Source organism: Flavobacterium sp. 38-13, assembly GCF_001899155.1.
Classification (GTDB): domain Bacteria; phylum Bacteroidota; class Bacteroidia; order Flavobacteriales; family Flavobacteriaceae; genus Flavobacterium; species Flavobacterium lindanitolerans.
Map to the genome: position 1 here is coordinate 145,323 of NZ_MKVG01000007.1, position 17,822 is coordinate 163,144.

Consider the following 17,822-nt stretch of genomic DNA (forward strand, 5'->3'; position numbering starts at 1 on the left):
TTTTATATCATTTCTATTGTTTTTTCATTTTCAAAATCTGTTTTAATCTGTCATAGCTGTTCTCAAAATGGCTGTAAAACAAAAAAGCGTCCTGATATCAGGACGCTTTTCTATATAGTTTTGGATTTATCAATTACAAATTGTACTTGAAATCTTTACAATACATACCACATCCCTGCCGTCTCGCCTGAAGTTTAGCTCCATTGCGATCGCTTACAAGTCTGAATGACGGTGCACTATGTTGGTGTATTGTATTCATTTCGAGGGCAAATGTAATTATTTTTTTGGAATAGTAACCAAGGCCATATTATTTAGTAAGAAAATATACAATTTTAGGAATACAAGCTCTTCCTCATCTCAATCAAATTTTCTAATGCTTTTTGCTCATCCGGATAATCTGGTAGAGTTGATGTATTATAATAATTTTCAATCGAAAGAATCAGTTGGTCTGCCAATTCCAACAACTCATCATATTCTTTTTCTCCTGATTTGATAGCCAGCAATTCTAGACGATTTGGAACACGAATATTCAGCTTTCCGGTAGAAAGAATCTGCTCGGCTGTTTGCAACAACCGGATTGTATGCATCATGTTTTTGCTGTCATAATTTTTTCCGTGCTGCTGATTGGTCTGGTATCGGTCTTCATTTCGTTTATCAATCCAGTTCCAATATTCTGAATATTCTTTGCAATATTTAGAATAACCATCTTTATTACACGAAAGATAAGCAACAAGTATCTCTTCTTTCGGAATAGATGAAAGTGAAACTTCATTAGAATTTTCTTTTTGGATAATTCCTTTATAGCCCAGGTTTCCTTCCGCATCATAAAACAACGCAAACATGTCTCTGGAATTTGGCAGATTAATTAAACCGCATCGCTCTTGTTGATAGTTCCGTTCCTCCAGCCATTGTAGTAGCGGTACAGTTGCATAACCTTGAAGTATATAACAGAAATCCAAAAGGCTTTTCTTTTCCTTAGCAATCGGATTCACGATTTTCTTTTTCAGTCCTCTTGCTTTTTTAATCTGCGTTATGGCATAGCCTGCAAAAGTATCTTTACATAACTTCGACAGAAAATCTTCTAACCGTATACGTTCTATTAATGGATGTTTGTAAAGAATACAATCCTCGGGTGAAGCCAGGATTTCTAAGATATTTGGATTATTTTAAGCAGTAATTCAACAAAACGACCTAACTCATAATATACTTCATCATTGGTTTCATTAGCTATTTGCGAAATATATTCCAGTCCATAAAACTTTTCTTTGGGCAGGTAAAATACTCCTTTGATATCGGTATCGGATGTAGGTGTGTCTAATCCAAAAGACTTGCTACCTGAAATGACTTCAAGGAGAATTAAATCTTTTGATTTGAGGTCTTGGATGGTCATGTTTCTTTGTAAATTATTTTATAATAAAAGTATCTACAACTATTGTAGTTATTCTACTCTATACAGTTCTTAAAAAAACTATCCAATTCACTACTTATCTTCTTTCCGCTAGCCAAACTGCCGGTATTCTCCTGATTAAACTCAATCGTTTCTATCAAAAAGTCTGTAATCAAAACTTCTTTCGGATGTAGATAACCTTCATCTTGTTGTGCTTTGATGTCTAACAATTCCATTATCTTTTCTTGTATTTCTAAAGGTGCTATTGGTAATAATTCAGAAAAGGCAACTGGCGGGAAAGTATTCTTTTCTATAATCCACTTGCCCGCTAATGCCGTACGCAATGCATAGAAATAACTTTTTAGCTTTACTTCTTCTGCTGAGCATACTTCCATGAAATTTTTTGTAGTACCCAAATAATGATGCAGACAAGCCAAAGGTGAAAAGCAAACTTCTGCTAAAGGCAATATTTCTTTCATAAAAGCCGCATTCTTGTAATATATTACGGGTGAATTTAGCCACTCCAACAAAGGTGCATTCGATTTTGCCAATAATTTTATAGCTTTTCTCAAATCCCAACCCGAGCCATCCAAATCCTCTTCAGTCATAAATTCAATCACATCAGGTTGTTCCCAAAGTGACAGGTAATAGTCAAGGTTATGTTTGTAAATAAAACGTATATCATAATCACTATCTGGAGATGCAAATCCCCATGCGCGACTTCCTGATTCGCAGGCAAAAAGAATTTCTACGCCTTTTTCTTTTTCTACTGTTTTTAATTTATCTAGTATTTTGTCTATCATAGTAAGCAATTTCTCAAATTTAAAAATATTTTAAAATAAATTCACTTTCAACCCTTTTTATGCTCTGAAAGAATCCCCTCCTTCAAAAATTTATCTCTCAGAAACATAAAATTTAATTTATTAGCCTAAGTTTGCAGTAGTACCCTTAAAACCAAACTAATACCTTCACGATTATGCCTTTATATTAAATCTCGCCATATAGCTTGTATTCGGAGTATTAGCAATCTACCAACACAAAGAAACCATGAAAAAAATTACCCAATTTTCAGCCTGTCTGTTTTTTATTTTTTCTTCTGCCTACAGCCAAAAAGAACTTTGGGGCTATAGGATGACTGCTCCCGGAACTCCCGGCAGCAATAATGGTATTATCATCAAAACGGCCCTAGCTGGTGATAGTTCAGTTGCTGAAACTATACATGAGTTTGACCCTAACGGTATGTTGGGAAAGTTTCCAAGAGGCCGACTATTTCAGGCATCCAACGGAAAATTATATGGTGTGACAGGTTATGATGGCAATACACCCGGTCCCGGAGTACCTTTGGGAGTTCTGTTTGAATATGACCTTATACTTGATCAATATAAAGTACTTTCTACAGCATTAATAGGTACCATGCATGGTGTTATTGAACCTCAGCCTAATATACTATATGGCATCACTAATAGCGGTTCTTCCATCTTCAAATACAACATCAATACGGAAGAAATGAGCATCGTAGCGACCATTCCTCCTTTTTCTTATAACAATAGCAACCAATACCCTAAATTTTTGGGAGAGCTTATGAAAGCATCCGATGGGAATTTATATGGTGTAACTTCTATGGCGCCATCTTCACAAAATGTTCCATATCCCGGTGGTATTTACAGGCTCAATCTTTCAAACAACCAACTGACCAAAGTTCATGTTTTTGGAACTCTGGGTCCAGGTTCCGATGTTATGCACACTATTTATGAAACCAAACTGGTAGAAGCTTTACCAGGAAAATTATATGGCACAGCATTGGGCGGAGCTAATATAGGTCCTCAGGGTGTTGCTCCTTTAGGAAGCGGTACGCTGTTTGAATTTACGATTGCAACCAATACCATGGTCAAAAAGTTTGATTTCAATTATGCAGTCAACGGTGCCAATCCTAGTCCTCTTATCAAAAGTGTCGACAATAAACTCTATGGTACGCTGGGAGGAAACAATAACAGCAGTTATCCTAATTCAGACGGTTTGGTATTTGAGTATAATCCTGCAACGGAAATGATGTCTATAGTACATGCTTTTTCTTATGTTGCGGACGATATGGTCAGGGCGCCATATGGAACCTTGCTGAAAGCCAGCGATGGTGCTATTTATGGCAGTAGTCCTCAGGGAAATTTCAAACTTGACCTGACGACCAACACTGTCAACCGAAAGATAATTGCCAATAATACCTATGAGCCTAAAGACCTTATTGAAATCTGCCGCAAGCCATCTTATCGTTTTTTTGATACTGCCTCTTTTGTCGTGTGCCAGAACAATCCTTTCACATTTGATGTGCAAAATACTAATGCCACTAGCTATGTATGGAAAAAAGGTTCTACTGTATTGCCCTCCCAAACTACAGGCATACTCTCTATTTCCAATCTTGCCTTATCAGACAGCGGTATTTATACCTGTACAATGACCAATTCTTGTGGTACCACCATAACCATGCCTTTACAGATTACTGTAGATGGCTGTCTGGGTACAGACGAGTTGGTTTGGAAAAATGCTATAAAACTCTACCCAAACCCTGGGGCTAATGTCCTGAACATTCAGCTTCCGAATATGCCTGATTTTGAAACAAAACAGATTCTGATAAGCAATATGTTGGGACAAACTATCTACAACGAAGCCTATAAAAATCCGTCTGTCGATATTAACTTTTTGGCAACCGGAGTGTACCAATTACAGCTTGTTACCAATAAAGGCGAATGGAAAGGCAAATTCGTAAAAGAATAATATTTATACAAAAACCCACCTAATACCGCAAAACAACACCTATGAAAATAAAATTACTTTTTTTTACATTCTTCTTAATGGCTGCTTTTCCCTGTTTCGGACAGTTTATAACGGAATGGAATACGGGTGCCAGCACAACAATTACGGTTCCAACAACCGGAACAGGATATAACTATACCGCTACGATTGCACGACTAGATACTCCTGCAACCATCATTACAACATTGAATAATGTTACTGGAAATGCTCAATTTACCGGCTTGGCAATCAACACCAATTACCAGATTAAAATTACCGGAACTTTTCCAAGAATCTATTTCAATAACTCTGGCGACAAGCTAAAACTGAAAAACATTGCACAATGGGGAAACATTGCCTGGACCAGCTTTGCCAGTGCTTTTTACGGCTGTACCACGATGAACATTACGGCAACCGATGTTCCTATACTTTCCGGCGTGACGAATATGAGTCAAATGTTTCAATTTTGTATCGCTTTGAATGGTCCTGCCAATATTGGAAGCTGGAATACAGCTACCGTAACTAATATGAGCTATTTATTTAGCGGTGCAACAATTTTTAATCAGAATATCGGAGCATGGAATACGGCTTCAGTTACAACCATGAATAGTATGTTTGTCAATGCTACTGCTTTTAACCAAAATATTGGGAACTGGAGTACAGGAGCCGTTACTGACATGGAAAATATGTTTTATGCGGCAAGGACTTTCAATCAGCCAATTGGAAATTGGAATACGGCAAGTGTTACTACTATGAATAGTATGTTTTCTCAAGCTTCTGCTTTTAACCAAAATATCAATAATTGGAATACGGGAGCTGTTACCAATATGCGTAGTATGTTTACAGCAGCTAGTGCCTTTAACCAATCTATCGGAAACTGGAATACAGGAGCTGTTACAACAATGTACGGTATGTTTAACGAAGCTACGGCTTTCAATCAAAATATTGCTAATTGGAACACGACAAGAGTTACCGATATGTCAACTATGTTTTCTGGAGCTACTGCCTTCAACCAGAACATTGGTAATTGGAATGTTAGTGCAGTTACAGGAATGAATGCCATGTTTAAAGGAGCAACTGCTTTTAATCAAAACATTGCCAATTGGAATGTTTCATCAGTTACCATTATGCTGAATATGTTTCTGCAGGCGACTTCTTTTAATCAGGATATCAGCAATTGGAATATTTCTTCAGCAACTTCTATGGAAGCCATGTTTAAGGATGCCACAGCATTTAACCAAAATCTGGGACCATGGGGATCTCGTCTTAATCCGAATGCGGCCTTAGGAGGTTTCTTTGGCGGTATGCTTGATAATTGCGGTATGAGCATAGCCAATTATGATGCTACTCTAATCGGATTTAATGCCAATGGTCCTAACGGCAGAACCTTAGGTGCTTCCGGATTGTATTATTGCAATGCCGGAGCAGTAGCCCATGCTAATCTTCTATTGCCTGTTGCCAACGGAGGAAAAGGCTGGAACATTACCGGTGACATTTCCCTGGCGGCTTCAACTCCGCTTTTGGCAGCGACGGGAACCACAACTACACTGGCTTATTCAGGATGCAATTATGATTGGTCAAATCCGACAAACCGTGCCAGAAAAATGCTGACCGTCAATCCAAATGGGAATACTTTTTCGCCTGCCAATGTACAAATCAACAACAATAACATAGGTACACTTCCAAGTGGGATTACTTCTACAGATGGCTATTACCAAATCAGCAATGGTACTCACAGTACCAGAGTCAGCAATCGTCTTGTTTCTATTACTGATAGTGGAAACCATACTGTAAATGATGGTATTATTGTGCGGGTTTATTATTCTATATCTGAATATACCAATCTGGTTGTAAATACACCTCCTGCGGGAGATATCGTCGATGCCGGATGGTTTCGTTCAGATAGCAATACCGCAGCAGCAGTAATCAGCACTATGTCTGCCGGTACTTATGTTCTACCTAATGCAGAAAAAATTATTCCTTTTAATTCAGGCTCTGAAAATGGTATTGCCTTTGTAGAATTTCGCCTGTCCAAAACCGGTACTATCGGGTTGTATGCAAAAACACAGGAAGGTTCACTGGCACCTGAATTATCTGTTCCGGATAGGTCAAAATCTTTAGCTGTAAAGATGTATCCGAATCCTGCTAAAAATCAACTGCATTTGGAATTTACCGAACCTCAAAATCCGGAAATACAAAAAATTGCCATTACGAATATGTTGGGACAGACAATTTACACCATTGCCGAAAACCAAAAATCTATAGACGTTTCATTACTCCCTTCGGGGATATACCAAATTTTGGTTGCCACAGACCGGGGTAATTGGAATGGTAAATTTATAAAAGAATAGCAGGCAATTCAGCCTGCTATTTTTAATCTTCCCTGCTTCCGTCATCTGCCATACGTACCATTTTAGGGGTAAATTTCGCTACTACATCCACCAGTTCCTGTTGTGATGCCATGACCTGATTGATATCTTTATAGGCCATAGGCGCTTCGTCCAGTCCGGCACCAATTAGCGTTACGCCATGATGATTTAGGACGGCCTGCATCTCATTTTTGGTAATCGTCCTAAAAGCCTGACCTCTGCTCATCTGTCGTCCTGCACCATGCGAAGCCGAATTGATGGCATTTTCTTCTCCTTTTCCTCTAACCAAAAAACCCGGTGCGGTCATACTTCCCGGTATGATTCCCATCACGCCTTTTCCGGCCGGAGTCGCTCCTTTTCTATGAACGATAACTTCTTCCCCATTCCAGATTTCTTTCCATGCAAAATTATGATGGTTCTCCACTTTCGCTAATACCTCAGCACCTAATGCCTGCTGCATCTTGTTGTGGATGATTTCATGACAGGCCGAAGCATAATCTCCTGCCAGATTCATAGCTATCCAATATTCTTGTCCTATCTCTGAATTCATATCCAGATAAGCCAGGTTTCTCGCCACTTCCGGTAACGGGCATAGTTCTTTTGCTAATTTGGTATAGTGCCCGGCAACAGTAGCCCCAAAACCTCTGGAACCGGAATGCGTCAGTAAAGCAACATATTTTCCTTTGGAAATACCTAAAACGGCATCATCCGATTCAAATTCTAAAATACCAAATTCTACGAAATGGTTTCCTCCTCCGGAAGAACCCAATTGTGACCAGGCCTTATCTTTTAAATTTTTGATAAAAGGATTGCTTTCAAAATTAGGATTCTCCAATACGGCATGGTCTGCTCTGTATTGCCCATGGAAACCGTGTCCGGCACCAAATTTAGAATGCGCAATCAGCTCTCTCTTAAATGTATGTTCGTTCTCATAATAATATGCTTCCGGAATATCATAAACCGACAAGGCCATTCTACAACCAATATCTACACCTACTCCATAAGGAATAATGGCATTCTGCGTAGCCAATACTCCTCCAATTGGTAGTCCGTAGCCTTGGTGTGCATCCGGCATCAGGGCACCGGCAACCGTAACAGGAAGTTGCATGGCGGTTTTCATCTGGTCAATAGCGCCTGCTTCAATATGGTCTAATCCATAAGATGAAAAAGCTTTTGGGTTTGGATTAAGGGCAATAAAATCTTCTGGTTTTTCTGCTAACTTTTCGATTAATGCCGTAGCCAGTTTCCCAAAAAGCGCATCGTCTATATATTCCTCCGAGGTCTCCAGTACTTTTTTATACAATTCCAGCATCTGCTCTTTTGTATGCCCGGTTCTCTTTTTGTTTACTTTTAAAGCAATCCCGATGACGCTTCCCTGAGGGTATCCTAATTCCAGCAAATCAGTTCCGTTGATTGGTGTTTTCATGTTTCTCATTTTTTGATGGTACAAAGCTGAAATCAAAGTACGCAATTATTTTGCGCAGTTATTTTTTTGTTATCTTACTGCTTAAATTGTTGATTCTATTCAAAATAAAAGGATATGAAAAAGTATGACTAATATCACTTTTCTATTTTAAACTTTATTTAATTTTGATTATAACAATCCTAATATTAAAGAGAAAAAACAGTTGAAAATAAATTAAAAATAAGAAAATGGACAAAACATTAGACAGAAAGCCAGCCAAGAAATGTTACGAACATATTGGAGGAAAGCTTGGAATGCTTTTATTAGAACAGTTTATAACAAAAGGCTGGTTAGCAAAGGAAAAACCGGATGACAAAAATTTTTATATCACTGATATAGGAATACTTGAGTTTACAAAATTAGGCATTGACCTATCACAAATTAAATCTTGATTTTATGAATATAAATGACTTCGATAATTTTTTCCTTCCTGCCAAAAATCTTGACGAGGCAAAGGAATTCTATAAAGACAAACTCGGACTTGAGATTAAGTTTGATTTTTCAGATAAAGGTATGACAGCCTTTAAAGTAGGTCAAAATGAGCCGGCAATTATTGTAAGTACTATGCAAAATGCAAAACCGGCTATTTGGTTTACTGTAGATAACGTACAGGAAGCCTACGAGATTCTAAAGCAGAAAGGAATAACATTTTTGAGCGAACCCTTTGAAATAATGACCGGCTTGGCCGTAGAATTTAATGACCCGTTTGGCAATAAACTAGGATTAACCGATTATTCCAAGCTAAACAAAAAGGAATGAAAAAATAAATCCGAAACAATACCACTTAAAAGACGAAACCAATCAAAATGATTCTGATTGGTTTCTGAATGTAACCTTGATGAGATTCGAACTCACATTCCCTCTCGGGCATTAGGGCTGCAAATACGCTTCCCTACTTTCCCTCAAGATTTCGGTGCTTCTGTAAATTCTACCCATTAGTCCGCGCAGGTCTAACCGGAATATCCGTAAACTCAATGGCCAGTAAATTTTGCCACAGGCTTTTCCCTTTAAGCTACAAGGCCATTTTGATGGTACAAAGATGACAGTATTCCTACGCAATTATTTTGCGCAGTAAAAAGGAATTTTTATTTTTGATTAAACCAATAAATATCTCTTTCACTTTCTATTTAAAATCAGAAAAAATGTCTCAAAACAAAAATGCTCTTATCCGTTATAAAACCATTGACAAATGCCTGCAAAACCAGTACAGGAAATGGACTCTGGAAGATTTAATGGAAGCCTGTTCTGAAGCATTATTTGAATATGAAGGCAAAGAAAGTTCCGTAAGCAAGAGGACAACACAACTCGACATCCAGCTTATGCGAAGTGAAAAACTGGGCTACAATGCGCCTATTGTCGTCTATGACAAAAAGTATTACAAATATGAAGATGAAGAATATACTATTACCGACATCCCATTAACTGAAACAGATATCAATGTATTGACCGAAACCGTTTCCATGCTCAAACAGTTTAAAGATTTTTCTTTGTTCAGCGATGTATCCGATATATTACAGCGTCTTGAAGATAAGATTTATGCGGAGAAATCGCATACGCAACCCGTTATTTATCTGGACAAAAACGAAAACCTAAAAGGATTGCATTTTCTCGACATACTCTATCAGGCCATTATTAAGAAAGTTGTAGTAGTACTTAATTATAAATCGTTCAAATCCAGAGAACCACAGCAATTTATCTTCCATCCGTATATATTAAAGGAATTCAACAACCGCTGGTTTCTGGTTGGTAAGAAAAAAGTATCCCAGCCTATTGTTAACCTGGCATTAGACCGCATTGAGGCAGTAGATTTTGATTTTGGCCATCCGTATGCGGAAGAAAATTTCAATGCCGAAAATTTTTATAAAGATGTCATTGGTGTTACGGTCAACCAGGGACAGCGGGTCAGAACTATTCGTTTATGGATAGATGCCGATAATGCGCCTTATGTAATAACAAAACCATTCCACCACTCCCAAAAGATAGAAGAACATCGGGAAGACAGAAGCATTGTAATCAGCTTGATGTTAAAAATCAATTACGAATTCGAAAGACTGATTATGGGATTTGGGGAAGGAATTGAAGTACTGGCACCCGAAAGCCTAAGACAGCGAATCAGGGACAAACATAAAAAGGCATTGAGAAAATACGATTTGCCCGTTAAATAAATCCCAACACCTATCGTCCATATCAGATAAAAACAGAACTTAGCATTATGCAGCTACAGTATTTTAAGCCCAAAAGTAAACTCCTTTCCCAATATCTCGAAGGTTATTATTTCTTAGAAAAAGAAAGAAATGAACCTACTGTGGAGTATTTTACTTTCCCAAACAATTTTAGTATCGTATCCGTGCTTGACGATACCCGATTAGTGATGGATAATAATGGTGCTTTTGCCAAAGAAAAAAAAGGAGTTCCTTTTATTTCTACACTTATCTGCCATTATAAAAAACCTTTCAAAATACATTATGAAGGTAAAATCAGAGAAATTACTTTTTACTTCAAGCCATTAGGACTGAATGCCTTTATTCCAAAACAGTTGAAATATTATCTTGAAAACTATTCCAGTTCTTTTATTCCTTTCGAAGATTATGAAACGACCTTTAAATCAATCTTAAATGAGAGTAACATGGAAGAACAGCGAAACCAGATTGAAAAATACTGGCTGTCCAAACTAATCGGTTTTGAAAATCCTTTAATACAGGATGTGGCGCTGGAACTGACACAAAATGCTGAAGCAGCTTCTATTGAACAGCTTGCAGCAAAACACCACACGAGCCGGCAAAATATTGCAAGACAGTTCCATATCCATTTAGGCAAGACACCTTCAGAATTTAGAAAAATCCAACGATTCAGGGAAACGATGGCTAAAAATACCGGGCTTGCCAATAACGATAAAAACAAAGGAACCTTGAATTACGACAGCTCTTTTTATGACCAGTCACACCTTATCAAAGATTTTAAAGCCTTTACGGGATTAGCTCCCAAAGCATTTTTTAAGTCGGTTTCTTTACAGGAAAATGCCACGATAAACTGGCTGTTTCTATAAGGAGCAAAAGTTTTTTACTAAACTTAGAACCATATAAAAAAGGCTGCCGGTTGGTATTGGCAGCCTATGATATGCTTTATAAAAAATCGTATTACGATGCCAAAAGCGCATCCAGATTTTCCAATCCGGCAGTAAATCCTTCTTTGAAGCCCATTGCTATTATCTTTTCAAGGTCCTCCAAACTTTTATACACGATTTCGATATTCACAATCGTTGAGCCGGATTGTTCCTTAAATGTATTAGTCCAGAACGACCTTTCGAAACTGGTATCTACGGTTCCGTTTTCATCACAGAAAGCATCAAACGTAGAAAAACTTTCCAATTCCCTGATTTTTTCAAAGTCTGCCCTTGCCCAATGTTTTGAACCATCTGGACCAACCATAGCATAAAGCCAAAATCCTCCGTCACTGAAATCCATGGTCTTCGTTTCCGCTTTCCATGGTTTTGGTGCCCACCATTGGTCTAAAAGTTCACTTTTGGTCCAGGCAGCCCATACTCTGTCACGGGTTGCTGCAAATTCTCTTTCTACCCTGATTTTGTTATTTTCCTTATCAACGGTAAAATTCATTAAAAGATTGTGTCTCATTTTTTTTGATTTAAGTTATTCAATATTATCCAGTTAGCAAAACACTTTATACAAAATTTAGAAAATTGCTTTATTATATTATTTATTAGCAACCATTCAGTTGCAAATATAAGCAACTTTTTGGTTGCGCAAAATATTTTGAATATTTTTTTAGACAATTAGATTTAAGAGCACAAAAACAATCAAAAAAATACTTGAACCGACATTGATTTCTTTAAAAAAAACAGTTGTGAATCGTAATTGTTAACGGCTTATCAAAATTTATATATTTGTACCAAAACAAACCCAATGCTGCACGAATTTCCTTTTTATCTTGCTGTTATCCTGGCCATTATTTTTTTGGTAATGCTGGCCAACAAAATCAAAGTTGCTTATCCTATCCTATTGGTATTGGCAGGCCTTGCCATCAGTTTTATTCCGGGTATTCCATTAGTCAAAATTGACCCCGAATTAATCTTTATTATCTTTTTGCCACCGCTTTTATATGAAGCGGCATGGTCTACTTCATGGAAAGAGCTTTGGCGATGGCGCAGGATTATTGGCAGTTTCGCCTTTCTGATTGTTTTTCTTACGGCTCTTGTTGTTGCAGTTGTTTCCAATCATTTTATTCCCGGATTTTCCCTGGCGCTTGGTTTTCTTTTGGGAGGTATTGTTTCACCTCCGGATGCCGTGAGTGTTGGCGCCATTCTGAAATTTGTAAAAGTACCCAAACGATTGGCCTCCATGCTTGAAGGCGAAAGTCTGCTCAATGATGCATCCAGCTTAATTGTTTTCCGTTTTGCCCTGATAGCTATCGGGACGGGACAGTTCGTATTACAGGAAGCCGCCATCAATTTTAGCTGGATGGTATTTGGTGGAGTAGCTATTGGCGTGTCTATAGCTTTTGTATTCTTCAAAGTACATAAACTCCTGCCAACAGATGTCAATATGGATATAGTACTGACACTAGTGGCTCCTTATATTATGTATATGCTTGCGGAAGAACTGCATAGTTCCGGTGTATTATCTGTTGTTAGTGGTGGCTTATTTCTTTCTAAAAGAAGTCACCAGTTTTTATCCAGCAGCAGCCGATTACGGGCCGTAAATTTTTGGGAATCCTTAGTATTTGTGCTCAACGGACTGGTATTCATGTTTATCGGGCTTGAACTTCCTGAAATTGTGGACGGTTTGGGTGCTATTGGCCTTTCAACCGCCATAGGATATGGAGTGCTGATTACAGGAGTATTGATTGTTGTACGGATTCTCTGTGCTTATGGCGCTGTTATTGTCACATTGATTGCCCGTAATTTTATTACCGTAGCCGAAACAAGAAATCCTGGCATAAAAGGTCCCTTCGTTTTAGGATGGGCGGGCATGCGAGGCGTGGTGTCATTAGCAGCTGCCTTGTCGATTCCGGTTCATCTGGATAACGGTATGCCTTTTCCGCAACGTCACCTTATACTGTTTATCACTTTTGTAGTCATCCTGCTTACTTTGGTATTGCAAGGACTTACACTGCCTTTTATTATCCGGAAATTCAATCTCCCGGAATACGACCATCCGCTAAGCGATGAAGAATCCTACCATCAGATGTATAAAAAGCTTACGCAGCAAAGTCTGGAACATTTAAAAAGTAACTTTTCAAAAGAACTCGAAGAACAGGCTGTTTTACAACAAATGGCCCGCAAATGGGAAGACGCTAACTATCTGCCGGACGATGCTTCAATGGTAGTCGAATGTAAAACGGTGTATCTTTCTATACTCGACCAGCAACGGCAATGGCTTCGTGACTGGAATCAGGACCATCATATCAACGAAGAAGTCGTGCGCAGGCATTTACGTCGATTAGACATTGAAGAAGAAAAAATGTCATTTCAATAATTTGTATCAATAAAAGAAATAAATCAGCCAGGGTAGCCTGGCTTTTTTATGCTTTTATCCAAATCAAACCTCATGCCTGATGAGCTTTATTGAACATTGCGTAAAAGTTAGAAAAAGTTTAAAATCATTTTTTTTCTGTTAAAAAATAAAAATAAACTCATTTACTATGCATGCATAATATTTTATTTTGTATATTTGAAATAACCTAATACTTTATGAAAGATAAAACTATAGACTATATACTAAGAGCGACCTGGCAAGCCGTCTCAAGAATGTATAATGAAGAAGCCGCAAAATATGGGGCCACTATGGCCACAGGATTTGCCTTGCTAAGCCTTGACAAAGATAAAGGTTCACCATCAACAACCTTAGGTCCTAAAATGGGTATGGAGCCTACAAGCCTTACCCGAACCCTGAAATCGATGGAAGAAAAAGGATTGATAACCCGAAAGAAAAATCCTGTTGATGGACGTGGCGTATTGATTCATCTTACAAAGTTCGGAAAAGAAAAAAGAGAGCTTTCTAAGAACACCGTACTTAAATTTAATGAAAAAATAAGGGAACATATACCGGAAGAAAAATTGCTGCATTTTATTGAAGTGGCTGAAACAATCAATACACTAATCGCAGACAAAAATATCTTCTCGGACATACCCGAAGAAAAACAGATGCAAACAACAAACAAATAATAGTAAGGAATGAAACGACTGATTAAAAAAGTTGCTGTCATAGGGTCAGGAATCATGGGGTCAGGTATTGCCTGTCATTTCGCTAATATCGGAGTAGAAGTACTTTTACTTGATATTGTTCCTCGAGAATTAACCGAAGCAGAACAAAAAAAAGGACTCACGCTTGAAAGCAAAGTAGTCCGAAACCGAATCGTAAACGAACACTTGGCGAATGCCTTGAAATCGAAGCCCTCGCCTATTTACAATATAAAATTTGCTGACAGGATAACTACCGGAAATACTACAGACGACCTGTCAAAAATAGCAGAAGCCGACTGGATTATCGAGGTTGTTGTAGAACGACTTGATATCAAAAAACAGGTTTTCGAACAAATTGAAAAATATAGAAAACCAGGCACCTTAATTACTTCAAACACCTCCGGAATCCCGATTCATTTTATGAGCGAAGGAAGAAGCGAAGATTTCCAGAAACATTTCTGTGGAACACATTTCTTTAATCCGGCACGATATCTTAAACTTTTTGAAATCATACCAGGTCCAAAAACCTCAACAGAAGTATTGGATTTCCTGAATAATTATGGAGAACAATTCTTAGGTAAAACATCGGTCATAGCCAAAGACACCCCGGCATTTATTGGAAACCGTATCGGAATTTTCGGTATCATGAGCCTTTTCCATCAGGTCAAGGAGCTTGGCCTTACCATAGAAGAAGTAGACAAATTGACCGGACCGGTTATTGGCCGACCAAAATCAGCTACGTTCAGAACCGTAGATGTTGTAGGGCTTGACACATTGGTGCATGTAGCCAACGGACTTTATGAAGGAGTTCCGAATGATGAAGCCCACGAACTCTTCAAACTACCGGAATTCATCAGCAAAATGATGGAAAACAAATGGTTGGGAAGCAAGACCGGACAAGGTTTTTATAAGAAAGTAGACAAAGACATCTTATCGCTTGACTTAGATACTTTAGAATACAGAGCGCCTAAAAAAGCATCTTTTGCAACTCTGGAACTCACAAAAACAATTGACAAACCAATTGACCGCTTTAAGGTTCTGGTAAAAGGAACAGACAAGGCAGGAGAATTTTACAGAAAGAATTTTGCCGGAATGTTTGCCTATGTAGCCAACAGAGTTCCTGAAATTACTGAAGATTTCTATAAAATAGACGATGCCATGAAAGCCGGTTTTGGTTGGGAAAATGGCCCATTCGAAATCTGGGATGCTATTGGTGTTGAAAAAGGAATCGAACTGATGAAAGCCGAAGGACACGAACCGGCAGCCTGGGTTACAGAAATGCTGGCATCCGGAAATAAATCGTTCTATACCATCAAAGATGGCGCGACTTATTTTTATGACAGGGCTTCCAAATCTCAGAAAAAAGTTCCGGGACAGGATGCTTTTATACTACTGAACAACATCCGCGAAAGCAAAAAAGTATGGAGCAACAGCGGAGCCGTTATTCATGATTTGGGCGATGGAATCCTGAATCTGGAATTCCAGTCCAAAATGAATACTATTGGTGGTGACGTACTTCAGGGAATTAATAAAGCCATCGACCTTGCTGAAAAAGAATATAACGGATTAGTTATTGGAAACCAGGGGGCTAATTTCTCTGTAGGTGCCAATATTGGAATGATTTTCATGATGGCTGTTGAGCAGGAATATGACGAGCTGAATATGGCTATCAAACTGTTCCAGGACACTATGATGCGTGTTCGTTATTCCGGTGTTCCTGTAGTGGTAGCACCACACGGAATGACTTTAGGTGGCGGCTGTGAAATGAGCATGCACGCAGACAAGGTTGTGGCAGCGGCAGAAACCTACATTGGTTTGGTAGAATTTGGAGTAGGTGTTATTCCTGGCGGAGGTGGTTCTAAAGAAATGGCTTTGAGAGCCTCAGATCTTTTCCGAAAAAATGATGTGGAATTAAATGTACTTCAGGAATATTTCTTAACGGTTGCTATGGCTAAAGTTTCAACTTCGGCTTATGAAGCTTATGATTTAGGCATTCTGCAACATGGAAAAGATGTGGTAGTCGTGAATAAAGACCGCCAGATTGCGGAAGCCAAGAAACACGCCCTGATTATGGCAGAAGCCGGATATACACAGCCTGTAAGACGCAAGGATGTAAAAGTTTTGGGAAAACAGGCACTGGGAATGTTCTTGGTTGGAACAGACAGTATGGAAGCCGGGCATTACATTTCTGAACACGATAAGAAAATTGCCAACAAACTGGCCTATGTTATGGCTGGAGGTGATTTGTCTGAACCAACATTGGTTACTGAACAATATCTTTTGGATATTGAAAGAGAAGCCTTTTTATCATTATGTACCGAAAGAAAAACTTTGGAAAGAATCCAGTACATGCTGACCAAAGGGAAACCATTGAGAAACTAATCGAGATTAAAGAGACTAGAAAATGAAAACAGCATATATCGTAAAAGCATACCGCACAGCCGTTGGAAAAGCGCCAAAAGGAGTATTCCGTTTTAAGCGTCCTGACGAGCTTGCCGCAGAAACCATTCAGTATATGATGAATGAGCTGCCAGACTTAGATAAAAAAAGAATCGACGACGTTATGGTAGGTAACGCCATGCCAGAAGCAGAACAGGGATTAAATGTTGCCCGACTGATTTCTCTTATGGGATTAAAGATAGACGACGTTCCGGGAGTAACCGTCAATCGTTACTGCGCTTCTGGTTTGGAAACTATTGGAATGGCAACGGCTAAAATTCAATCCGGAATGGCAGACTGTATCATTGCAGGTGGTGCCGAAAGCATGAGTTTTATTCCAATGGGAGGTTATAAACCAACACCGGATTACGCTGTGGCAAAAGAAGGCCATGAAGATTATTACTGGGGAATGGGACTCACAGCAGAAGCTGTTGCAAAACAGTTCAAGGTTTCCAGAGAAGACCAGGATTTGTTTGGCTACAATTCCCACCAAAAAGCATTAAAAGCACAGGCAGAAGGCAAATTCGACAAACAAATAGTGCCAATTACTGTTGACCAGACCTACATTGATGAGAACGGAAAAAAAGCAACCAAATCTTATACCGTTACCAAAGATGAAGGTCCAAGAGCCGACACTTCATTAGAAGCTTTGGGCAAACTGAAACCGGTCTTTGCCGCAGATGGTAGTGTTACTGCCGGTACTTCTTCTCAAATGAGTGATGGTGCCGCATTTGTAATGGTCATGTCTGAAGAACTTGTAAAAGAATTGAACCTGCAGCCCATTGCAAGATTGGTAAGCTACGCTGCTGCCGGAGTGGAACCGAGAATTATGGGAATCGGGCCTGTCAAAGCTATTCCAAAAGCATTACAGCAGGCTGGAATGTCATTAAATGACATCGCATTGATTGAATTAAACGAAGCCTTTGCATCACAATCATTAGCCGTTATTCGTGAGTTGGGAATCAATCCTGATATCGTTAACGTAAACGGTGGTGCTATTGCATTAGGCCATCCGCTAGGTTGTACCGGAGCTAAGCTTTCCGTTCAGCTTTTTGACGAAATGAAACGAAGAGGCAACAAATATGGTATTGTCACTATGTGTGTAGGTACCGGACAAGGTGCTGCCGGAATTTATGAATTATTGTAAAGAAGATAGATAATAGAGGATAGATAATA

At 38.7% G+C, this 17,822-nt stretch carries 13 protein-coding genes and 1 pseudogene; 10 read left to right on the top strand and 4 right to left on the bottom strand.

What is annotated here, in order from left to right; translation table 11 throughout:
* Positions 1–332 precede the first annotated feature (332 nt).
* Positions 333–1,390: pseudogene (locus BGO88_RS03535) on the bottom strand (DNA polymerase beta superfamily protein).
* A 53-nt stretch (positions 1,391–1,443) separates the two neighbouring features.
* Positions 1,444–2,190, bottom strand: a complete 747-nt coding sequence (locus BGO88_RS03540) for a nucleotidyltransferase domain-containing protein (protein WP_286705989.1) — start codon at positions 2,188–2,190, stop codon at positions 1,444–1,446.
* Positions 2,191–2,434: 244 nt separating this feature from the next.
* Between BGO88_RS03540 and BGO88_RS03545 the strand changes: the two genes are divergently transcribed.
* Positions 2,435–4,156, top strand: a complete 1,722-nt coding sequence (locus BGO88_RS03545) for a choice-of-anchor tandem repeat GloVer-containing protein (protein ID WP_286705990.1) — start codon at positions 2,435–2,437, stop codon at positions 4,154–4,156.
* 41 nt (positions 4,157–4,197) lie between these two features.
* Positions 4,198–6,525 (top strand): BspA family leucine-rich repeat surface protein, encoded by a 2,328-nt coding sequence (locus BGO88_RS03550; protein ID WP_286705991.1) that lies wholly within the window; start codon positions 4,198–4,200, stop codon positions 6,523–6,525.
* A 22-nt stretch (positions 6,526–6,547) separates the two neighbouring features.
* Here BGO88_RS03550 and BGO88_RS03555 read toward each other — a convergent pair whose 3' ends face one another.
* Positions 6,548–7,969, bottom strand: coding sequence for an RtcB family protein (locus BGO88_RS03555; RefSeq protein WP_286705992.1), 1,422 nt, complete (start codon positions 7,967–7,969; stop codon positions 6,548–6,550).
* A 227-nt stretch (positions 7,970–8,196) separates the two neighbouring features.
* Between BGO88_RS03555 and BGO88_RS03560 the strand changes: the two genes are divergently transcribed.
* The 4 genes from BGO88_RS03560 (at position 8,197) to BGO88_RS03575 (ending at position 11,054) form a co-directional block, all read left to right on the top strand.
* The gene (locus BGO88_RS03560) at positions 8,197–8,400 is read left to right on the top strand and encodes an ArsR family transcriptional regulator (RefSeq protein ID WP_286705993.1); all 204 of its coding nucleotides are present in this window, start codon (positions 8,197–8,199) and stop codon (positions 8,398–8,400) included.
* Between the two features lie 4 nt (positions 8,401–8,404).
* Positions 8,405–8,767, top strand: a complete 363-nt coding sequence (locus tag BGO88_RS03565) for a VOC family protein (RefSeq protein ID WP_200937034.1) — start codon at positions 8,405–8,407, stop codon at positions 8,765–8,767.
* A 383-nt stretch (positions 8,768–9,150) separates the two neighbouring features.
* On the top strand, positions 9,151–10,173 hold the full coding sequence (locus BGO88_RS03570) for a helix-turn-helix transcriptional regulator (protein WP_286705994.1): 1,023 nt from the start codon (positions 9,151–9,153) through the stop codon (positions 10,171–10,173).
* A 47-nt stretch (positions 10,174–10,220) separates the two neighbouring features.
* Positions 10,221–11,054, top strand: coding sequence for a helix-turn-helix domain-containing protein (locus BGO88_RS03575; RefSeq protein ID WP_056070991.1), 834 nt, complete (start codon positions 10,221–10,223; stop codon positions 11,052–11,054).
* Between the two features lie 91 nt (positions 11,055–11,145).
* Here the strand turns inward: BGO88_RS03575 and BGO88_RS03580 are convergent, their stop codons facing one another.
* Positions 11,146–11,640, bottom strand: coding sequence for an SRPBCC family protein (locus tag BGO88_RS03580; RefSeq protein ID WP_286705995.1), 495 nt, complete (start codon positions 11,638–11,640; stop codon positions 11,146–11,148).
* A gap of 288 nt (positions 11,641–11,928) precedes the next feature.
* Here BGO88_RS03580 and BGO88_RS03585 point away from each other — a divergent pair, with 288 nt between their 5' ends.
* From BGO88_RS03585 to BGO88_RS03600, 4 genes are all read left to right on the top strand, one after another.
* Positions 11,929–13,500, top strand: coding sequence for a Na+/H+ antiporter (locus tag BGO88_RS03585; RefSeq protein ID WP_056070986.1), 1,572 nt, complete (start codon positions 11,929–11,931; stop codon positions 13,498–13,500).
* A gap of 215 nt (positions 13,501–13,715) precedes the next feature.
* Positions 13,716–14,189 (top strand): MarR family winged helix-turn-helix transcriptional regulator, encoded by a 474-nt coding sequence (locus BGO88_RS03590; RefSeq protein ID WP_056070982.1) that lies wholly within the window; start codon positions 13,716–13,718, stop codon positions 14,187–14,189.
* Positions 14,190–14,198: 9 nt separating this feature from the next.
* Positions 14,199–16,589, top strand: a complete 2,391-nt coding sequence (locus BGO88_RS03595; RefSeq protein ID WP_056070980.1) for a 3-hydroxyacyl-CoA dehydrogenase/enoyl-CoA hydratase family protein — start codon at positions 14,199–14,201, stop codon at positions 16,587–16,589.
* A gap of 22 nt (positions 16,590–16,611) precedes the next feature.
* Entirely contained in the window at positions 16,612–17,793 is a 1,182-nt protein-coding gene (locus BGO88_RS03600; RefSeq protein ID WP_286705996.1) for an acetyl-CoA C-acyltransferase, read from the top strand.
* Positions 17,794–17,822 lie beyond the last annotated feature (29 nt).

What these genes read in the sequence shown, in the direction of transcription:
- BGO88_RS03565 (WP_200937034.1), top strand. Translation starts at nt 8,405, where the DNA reads ATGAATATAAATGACTTCGATAATTTTTTCCTTCCTGCCAAAAATCTT.
- BGO88_RS03545 (WP_286705990.1), top strand. Translation starts at nt 2,435, where the DNA reads ATGAAAAAAATTACCCAATTTTCAGCCTGTCTGTTTTTTATTTTTTCT.
- BGO88_RS03575 (WP_056070991.1), top strand. Translation starts at nt 10,221, where the DNA reads ATGCAGCTACAGTATTTTAAGCCCAAAAGTAAACTCCTTTCCCAATAT.
- BGO88_RS03585 (WP_056070986.1), top strand. Translation starts at nt 11,929, where the DNA reads ATGCTGCACGAATTTCCTTTTTATCTTGCTGTTATCCTGGCCATTATT.
- BGO88_RS03560 (WP_286705993.1), top strand. Translation starts at nt 8,197, where the DNA reads ATGGACAAAACATTAGACAGAAAGCCAGCCAAGAAATGTTACGAACAT.
- BGO88_RS03540 (WP_286705989.1), bottom strand. Translation starts at nt 2,190, where the DNA reads ATGATAGACAAAATACTAGATAAATTAAAAACAGTAGAAAAAGAAAAA.
- BGO88_RS03550 (WP_286705991.1), top strand. Translation starts at nt 4,198, where the DNA reads ATGAAAATAAAATTACTTTTTTTTACATTCTTCTTAATGGCTGCTTTT.
- BGO88_RS03570 (WP_286705994.1), top strand. Translation starts at nt 9,151, where the DNA reads ATGTCTCAAAACAAAAATGCTCTTATCCGTTATAAAACCATTGACAAA.
- BGO88_RS03555 (WP_286705992.1), bottom strand. Translation starts at nt 7,969, where the DNA reads ATGAAAACACCAATCAACGGAACTGATTTGCTGGAATTAGGATACCCT.
- BGO88_RS03600 (WP_286705996.1), top strand. Translation starts at nt 16,612, where the DNA reads ATGAAAACAGCATATATCGTAAAAGCATACCGCACAGCCGTTGGAAAA.
- BGO88_RS03590 (WP_056070982.1), top strand. Translation starts at nt 13,716, where the DNA reads ATGAAAGATAAAACTATAGACTATATACTAAGAGCGACCTGGCAAGCC.
- BGO88_RS03595 (WP_056070980.1), top strand. Translation starts at nt 14,199, where the DNA reads ATGAAACGACTGATTAAAAAAGTTGCTGTCATAGGGTCAGGAATCATG.
- BGO88_RS03580 (WP_286705995.1), bottom strand. Translation starts at nt 11,640, where the DNA reads ATGAGACACAATCTTTTAATGAATTTTACCGTTGATAAGGAAAATAAC.